Genomic DNA, 6,144 nt, shown 5'->3' with positions numbered 1-6,144 from the left:
GCGCACAGCGGCATTGAATGCGAGACAATTCCCCGCATGAACTGGCTCGATCAAGTGAAATGGGACGCGCAGGGCCTGGTGCCCGTGATTGCGCAGGAGCAGCACACCAAAGATGTGCTGATGTTTGCCTGGATGAACCGCGAGGCGCTGGCCCATACGGCCGAGTTGGGCCGGGCGGTGTACTTCAGCCGCTCGCGCGGCAAGCTCTGGTTTAAGGGCGAAGAGTCGGGCCATGTGCAAACAGTGCATGAGATCCGCATCGACTGCGACAACGATGTGGTGCTGTTGAGCGTGACCCAGACCGGGCATGAGCCGGGCATTGCCTGCCACACCGGCCGCCACAGCTGTTTTTACAGCGTGTTGCGAGATGGCCAGTGGCAAGCGGTCGATCCGGTCTTGAAAGACCCGGAATCAATCTACAAATAAGCCCTGTCCGAGATCCGTCTTCCTCTGCAGCCCAAAGCGGCTGCTTCGCTATATTCCCTTTATGACCGATACCTCTGCTTCCGCCGCCATGTCCTCTACCGATGCACTCATGCGTCTGGCTGAGGTGCTGGAATCGCGCAAACCTGCCAATGGCGGCGACCCCGAGGCCAGCTACGTGGCCCGCTTGTTGCACAAGGGCCCAGATGCCTTTTTGAAAAAGGTGGGGGAGGAGGCGACCGAGGTGGTGATGGCAGCCAAGGATGTGGACCATGGCGCACCGGCTTCCAAACTGGTGTACGAAGTGGCCGATCTGTGGTTTCATACGATGGTGGCCCTGGCCCACTATGGCTTGAGTCCCGCCGATGTGGTGAACGAGTTGGTGCGCCGCGAGGGTCTCAGTGGCCTAGAAGAAAAAGCGCTGCGCAAAGTACAAGACCGTGAAGCTGAAGAAGGGAGTTCCGCATGAACAATGTCGTTGACGTGAAGACCGTGGATTCCGCCGCGATGCAAAGCCTCAAGACCTGGGGCTGGGTCAGCTACCTGCTGCACTTGATTGTGGCCGTGGCTGCGGTGGTGCCCAGCGCCCAGGCCAGCATTGTGCTGCTGGTGATCGCGCTGGTGATTGATCTGGTCAAGCGCAGCGATGCGCAGGGCACCTGGCAGCAAAGCCATTTCTCATGGCGCATTCGCAGTGTGATCTGGGCGGGGGTGCTGTATGTCATCACTGCACCGCTGTGGATTCTTTTTCTCGTTCCCGGCTGGATTGCCTGGACCATCATTTCGATCTGGTTCCTCTATCGCATCGTGCGCGGCATGCTGGCGATGAACAAAGACCAGGCGATCCATGGCTAGCGCTGTGCCGCAGCCCGATGCGCCAGAGCTGCCTGGTGAGCAGGTACCCGTCGAGGTCGAAACGCCCAAGCGCGTTCCGCGCTCCAAGGGCGTTGATGAAAACACCCCGCCGATCAGCTTGGCCTTGCAAGGCGGCGGCTCGCATGGCGCCTTTACCTGGGGCGTCCTGGATGCCTTGATGGCAGAGCGCAGCCTTTGGGTAGAAGGTATCAGCGGCACCAGTGCCGGTGCGATGAACGCTGTGGTCATGGCCTATGGCTATGGCAAGGCCGCCGCTACCGAGACAGACCGACTCAAGGCCCATCAGGCAGGTTGCGAATCCGCCCGTGAGAGCCTCACCCAGTTCTGGGAAGGTGTGGGAACCATGGGCAGCCTGATGGCGGGTGTGCCGATGGCCGGCAAGGCGATTTGGGACATGATGAGCCAGTGGCTATCGCCGTACCAGACCAACCCCCTCGACATCAACCCCTTGCGCCGCCTGCTTGAGAAAGTGGTGGATTTTGAATTTCTGCAGCACGAGCAGGGCCGCAACGCGCCTCGGGTGTTTGTCTGCGCCACCAATGTGCGCACCGGCAAGGGCGAAGTGTTCAGCGGCAAGCGCTTGACGGCTGATGCGGTCATGGCCTCTGCCTGCCTGCCGATGATGTACAAGGCCGTCGAGATCAAGGACCAGCATTACTGGGATGGCGGCTACTCCGGCAACCCCTTGCTCTACCCGCTGATCTACCAAACGGGCAACAGCGATATCTTGCTGGTGCAGCTCAACCCGATCGAGTACAGCGAGGTGCCGAGCAATGTCCAGGAAATCATGGACCGCATCAACGAGATCACCTTCAACGCCAGCTTGCTGGCCGAGCTGCGGGCCATGGGCTTTGTGCGCCGACTGCTCGATGACGGCAAGCTGGACCGCGAGCGCTACAAGTACATGCTGATGCACCATGTGGATGGCGGCGCTGTGCTCAAAAGCTATGGCGCATCCAGCAAAAACCGCTCGGATACCCCCTTTGTGCGCGAGCTGTTCGAGCGCGGCCGTGTCTCCGGAGAGAACTGGCTCACCGAGCACCGAGGGGATGTCGGCGTACGATCCGGCTTCAAGGTGTAAGGGTGGTCAGTGTTGGCACGCTTGCTGCTTGCCTTCTGCCTGCCACGGTGGCGCGCTGTTAATGGCGCTGTCTCTGTTTTGATAGATAAGACTTTATGCACGATCCAGACTGCCTTTTTTGCAAAATCATTGCCGGCCAAATCCCTTCGAGCAAGGTCTATGAAGACGAGGACATGCTGGTGTTCAAGGACATCCACCCGGCAGCGCCCGTGCATTTGCTGATGGTGCCCAAGCTGCATATCCCATCGATGGCCCAGGTGGGCGCCGAACAAGCGCCGTTGCTGGGCCGCATGCTGGCCAAGGCGCCCGAGCTGGCCGAGGCCAATGGCTGCAACCCTTACCCGCAGGGCGGTTTTCGGCTGATGATCAACACTGGCGACGAAGGTGGCCAGGAAGTGCACCACCTGCACATCCACCTACTGGGTGGCCCCCGCCCCTGGAAAAAGGGCTGATCCCAGCCCCGACACGCGGGCGAAGACCTCGCCGCGTGACAGTATTACGAAACCAATAGACGCCCAAGGCGTCTAAAATGCACATATTCGCTAGGAGAATTTCATGGGTTCCTTTTCTGTTTGGCATTGGCTGATTGTTTTGCTCATCGTCGTGCTGGTTTTCGGCACCAAGAAGCTCAAGAACATCGGTACCGATCTGGGTGGAGCCGTCAAGGGCTTCAAGGATGGCATCAAGGACGGTGGTGAGGCTGCCTCTCCTGCCGCAACCACGACCACCACGGCCCAGCAAGTGGGTCAGTCGCCTGTGGCTGACAAGAACACCACCATCGACGTCGAAGCCAAGAACAAGGGCTGATGTGCGCCTGACTGGGGCTGCAGACCAGCTGCAGCAACCGCTTGTGTGCATTCGATGGGGTTGGAATGTTTGATCTCGGTATCTCCAAGATGGCCTTGATCGGTGCAGTCGCACTGATCGTTATTGGACCTGAAAAACTGCCGCGCGTTGCGCGCACGGTTGGCACCTTGCTGGGCAAGGCGCAGCGCTATGTCAACGACGTCAAGTCCGAGGTCAATCGTTCGATGGAGCTCGACGAGCTGCGCAAGATGAAGGACAACGTTGAGTCGGCGGCGCGTGATGTGGAAAACACCATCCGCACCAACTCTTCGGACTTCGAGAAAAACCTCAACGACCAGGCCAATGGCGCTATTGCGTCATCTGGCAGCGATGACAGTTTTTACACCGCTGACCCCTATGCCGAGAGCTATGACGGCAGCTCGGTAACAGCGGTGGCACCGGTCTACCACCATCCGCGCAAGAACTGGCGCGTCAAAAAGGGTGCAACGCCGCAGTGGTACAAGCACCATGCGGGTGTACGCACCCATGTTCAATCGGGTGCGGCGCGGGTGGCACGTTTCCGGCCCAAAAAGCCATCGTCCGGCCTGTGATGGCGCCCCCAACGCAGCAAGCTCCAAGAGCAGGGCGTTGGCATGTTTTCTTCCTCGCATTTCCGTCAGCCGCCAGCGCGCAGCCTGCCAAGCAGTGCTGCGCTTTGCTGATGCATTGATCCGCAACAGATATCCCCATGTCCGAAACCCCTTCCAAAGAAGACGAACTGGCCGGCACCGAGCAGCCCTTTGTGCAGCACCTGATGGAGCTGCGCAATAGGCTGCTCTACAGCGTTGGTGGCGTTCTGGTGGCCCTGGCCTTGCTGGCCTTTTGGCCCGGCCCGGATGGGCTGATGGACTTCATCGCTCACCCGATCAAGATGCACATGCCGCCGGACGCCAAGCTGATTGCGGTGGGTGTCTTCTCGCCGTTTATCGTGCCGCTCAAGGTGCTGGGCATGGCGGCGGTCTTGCTGGCACTGCCCTGGATCATGTACCAGCTCTGGGCTTTTGTGGCCCCGGGCCTCTACATGCATGAGAAGAAGTTTGCGCTGCCGCTGATTTTCTTTGGCAGCCTGCTGGCCTACGGTGGCATTGCCTTTGTGCAGCTGTTTGTGCTGGACCGCATGTTTGGCTTTATCCAGCATTTCACGCCATCCAGTGTGGCGGCAACGCCGGATATTGCCTCCTATGTCGAGGCCATCTTGTCGCTGTACCTCGCCTTTGGCCTGGCGTTCCAAGTGCCGATTGTGGTGATCTTGCTGGTGCGCCTGGGTATCGTGGACATTGCCAAGCTCAAGTCCTTCCGGGGCTACTTCATCGTGCTGTCTTTTGTGATTGCTGCGGTGGTAACCCCGCCCGATGTGCTGTCGCAAATTTCGCTGGCCGTTCCCATGTGCATTCTGTATGAGATCGGCATTCTGGGCGCCACCTGGTTCTCCCGCAACCAGCCCAAGAAGGAAGAAGAAGAGGCGGACCCTGACGCCGCGGCCTGATTACCGCTGCACAGATACGCTAAAGCCCCGCGCAGACCTGAGGTCTGCCGGGGCTTTGGTGTATCTGGGGGAAGGTTTGGAATGTTTGCCGGTGACCGCAGCCTGCGTGGAATCGCAGAGGCCTTGGGTTTGAATGTCCGCTTTATGCTGAGTCAAGGCGAGGGCGCTCACAAGGCGCCCCCGTCGGGCTTTAACGCCTGCCTTGGGGCATCGCGCGGTTGTTGACCGGCCGCGTGCCAGGCGTTACAGGCAAAGTCAGGCTTTGGTCACCCCGGCGCAGCTGCACATCGGCAGCGGTGCCGGGCACCAAGGCAGCGACGGCGGTCAGCAGGCTTTGCACATGGTGTACCTGTATGTCGCCGATCTGGGTGATCACATCGCCAGGGCGGATGCCGGCATTGGCGGCGGGGCCGCTTTGCAGCACGCCGGTGATGATGACGCCGGTATCGGCCTTGACACCAAAAGTCTCCGCCAGCTCTGGGGTCAGGTCATTAGGTTCCACGCCAATCCAGCCCCGGGTGACCTTGCCGTCGCGCACGATGCTGTCGAGCACATTCTTGGCCAGCGCCACAGGGATCGCAAAGCCAATGCCCATGCTGCCGCCCGAGCGGGAGTAGATAGCGGTGTTGATGCCGACCAGGTTACCGTTCACATCGACCAGCGCGCCGCCGGAATTGCCGGGGTTGATGGCGGCGTCGGTCTGGATAAAGTTCTCGAAGGTGTTGATGCCCAGCTCGCTGCGGCCCAGCGCGCTGATAATGCCGCTGGTGACGGTCTGGCCCACGCCAAAGGGGTTGCCAATGGCCAGCACCTGGTCGCCGACTTCGGCGGATTCCGAATTGCCCAGCACGATGACCGGCAGCTTGTCCAGGCTGATCTTGAGAATGGCCAGGTCCGTCTCCGGATCGGTACCAATGATGCTGCCCTTGGCCTTGCGGCCATCGGTCAAGGTCACCTCAATGTCGTCGGCACCTTCCACCACATGGTTGTTGGTGAGCACATAGCCATCGGGGCTGACGATCACACCGCTGCCCAGGCCCGCCTGGTTTTGCACACCCTGGTCGCCAAAGAAGAACTGGAACCAGGGGTCATTCGCGCGGGGATGGCGCACGGAGGTGCTGGTATTGATGCTGACCACCGCCGGCGACGCTTTTTTGGCGGCCGGGCTGAAGCTGCTGGTGGCCACGCTGGCCCGGTTGGCTTCGCTTTGCGGCGCCTCTATCAGTGCAATGCCGGCATTGCTGCGTATCGCGTTATTGCGTTGCAGCCAGCTGGGCTGCAGGGTGGCGACGATAAAGTATAAGGCCAGCAAAACGGTGACCGATTGTGCGAAAAATAGCCAAAGGCGTTTCATAAAACCTGGGGTTGGGTGGGAGGTGGCCGGATCTGTTGCAAAGCCAGCAACGGCGCAAGGCATTGCTATCGATTATGG

Annotated in this window: 9 protein-coding genes; 8 read left to right on the top strand and 1 reads right to left on the bottom strand. The window is 60.1% G+C overall.

Translation table 11 applies throughout. From position 1 onward, the window contains the following. Positions 1 to 27 precede the first annotated feature (27 nt). The 8 genes from hisI to tatC all read left to right on the top strand — a co-directional run bounded on the left by hisI (position 28) and on the right by tatC (position 4,712). A complete protein-coding gene (gene hisI / locus HS961_RS21330) occupies positions 28 to 426 on the top strand; it encodes a phosphoribosyl-AMP cyclohydrolase (RefSeq protein WP_182328367.1) in 399 nt (132 codons plus the stop codon). Between the two features lie 88 nt (positions 427 to 514). Further along, complete coding sequence (locus HS961_RS21325; RefSeq protein ID WP_182328366.1) at positions 515 to 892, top strand: phosphoribosyl-ATP diphosphatase; 378 nt, start codon at positions 515 to 517, stop codon at positions 890 to 892. Continuing rightward, the gene (locus HS961_RS21320) at positions 889 to 1,278 is read left to right on the top strand and encodes a DUF4870 family protein (protein ID WP_182325440.1); all 390 of its coding nucleotides are present in this window, start codon (positions 889 to 891) and stop codon (positions 1,276 to 1,278) included. The genes HS961_RS21325 and HS961_RS21320 overlap by 4 nt, the downstream gene beginning before the upstream one ends. Then, on the top strand, positions 1,271 to 2,380 hold the full coding sequence (locus HS961_RS21315) for a patatin-like phospholipase family protein (RefSeq protein ID WP_182325439.1): 1,110 nt from the start codon (positions 1,271 to 1,273) through the stop codon (positions 2,378 to 2,380). Before HS961_RS21320 ends, HS961_RS21315 begins: the two co-directional genes overlap by 8 nt. Positions 2,381 to 2,475: 95 nt before the next feature. Further along, the gene (locus HS961_RS21310; protein WP_182325438.1) at positions 2,476 to 2,832 is read left to right on the top strand and encodes a histidine triad nucleotide-binding protein; all 357 of its coding nucleotides are present in this window, start codon (positions 2,476 to 2,478) and stop codon (positions 2,830 to 2,832) included. Positions 2,833 to 2,935: 103 nt separating this feature from the next. After that, the gene (gene tatA, locus HS961_RS21305) at positions 2,936 to 3,187 is read left to right on the top strand and encodes a Sec-independent protein translocase subunit TatA (RefSeq protein WP_182325437.1); all 252 of its coding nucleotides are present in this window, start codon (positions 2,936 to 2,938) and stop codon (positions 3,185 to 3,187) included. Between the two features lie 65 nt (positions 3,188 to 3,252). Next, on the top strand, positions 3,253 to 3,777 hold the full coding sequence (gene tatB, locus HS961_RS21300; RefSeq protein WP_182325436.1) for a Sec-independent protein translocase protein TatB: 525 nt from the start codon (positions 3,253 to 3,255) through the stop codon (positions 3,775 to 3,777). A gap of 137 nt (positions 3,778 to 3,914) precedes the next feature. Continuing rightward, the gene (tatC, locus tag HS961_RS21295; RefSeq protein ID WP_182325435.1) at positions 3,915 to 4,712 is read left to right on the top strand and encodes a twin-arginine translocase subunit TatC; all 798 of its coding nucleotides are present in this window, start codon (positions 3,915 to 3,917) and stop codon (positions 4,710 to 4,712) included. Between the two features lie 190 nt (positions 4,713 to 4,902). Here tatC and HS961_RS21290 read toward each other — a convergent pair whose 3' ends face one another. Further along, complete coding sequence (locus HS961_RS21290) at positions 4,903 to 6,066, bottom strand: trypsin-like peptidase domain-containing protein (RefSeq protein ID WP_182325434.1); 1,164 nt, start codon at positions 6,064 to 6,066, stop codon at positions 4,903 to 4,905. Between the last annotated feature and the right edge of the window lie 78 nt (positions 6,067 to 6,144).

Origin of the sequence: Comamonas piscis (assembly GCF_014109725.1) — a bacterium.
GTDB classification, from domain to species: domain Bacteria; phylum Pseudomonadota; class Gammaproteobacteria; order Burkholderiales; family Burkholderiaceae_C; genus Comamonas; species Comamonas piscis.
The sequence above is the reverse complement of the archived record's forward strand: the minus strand, read 5'-3'. Positions and strand labels throughout refer to the sequence as shown.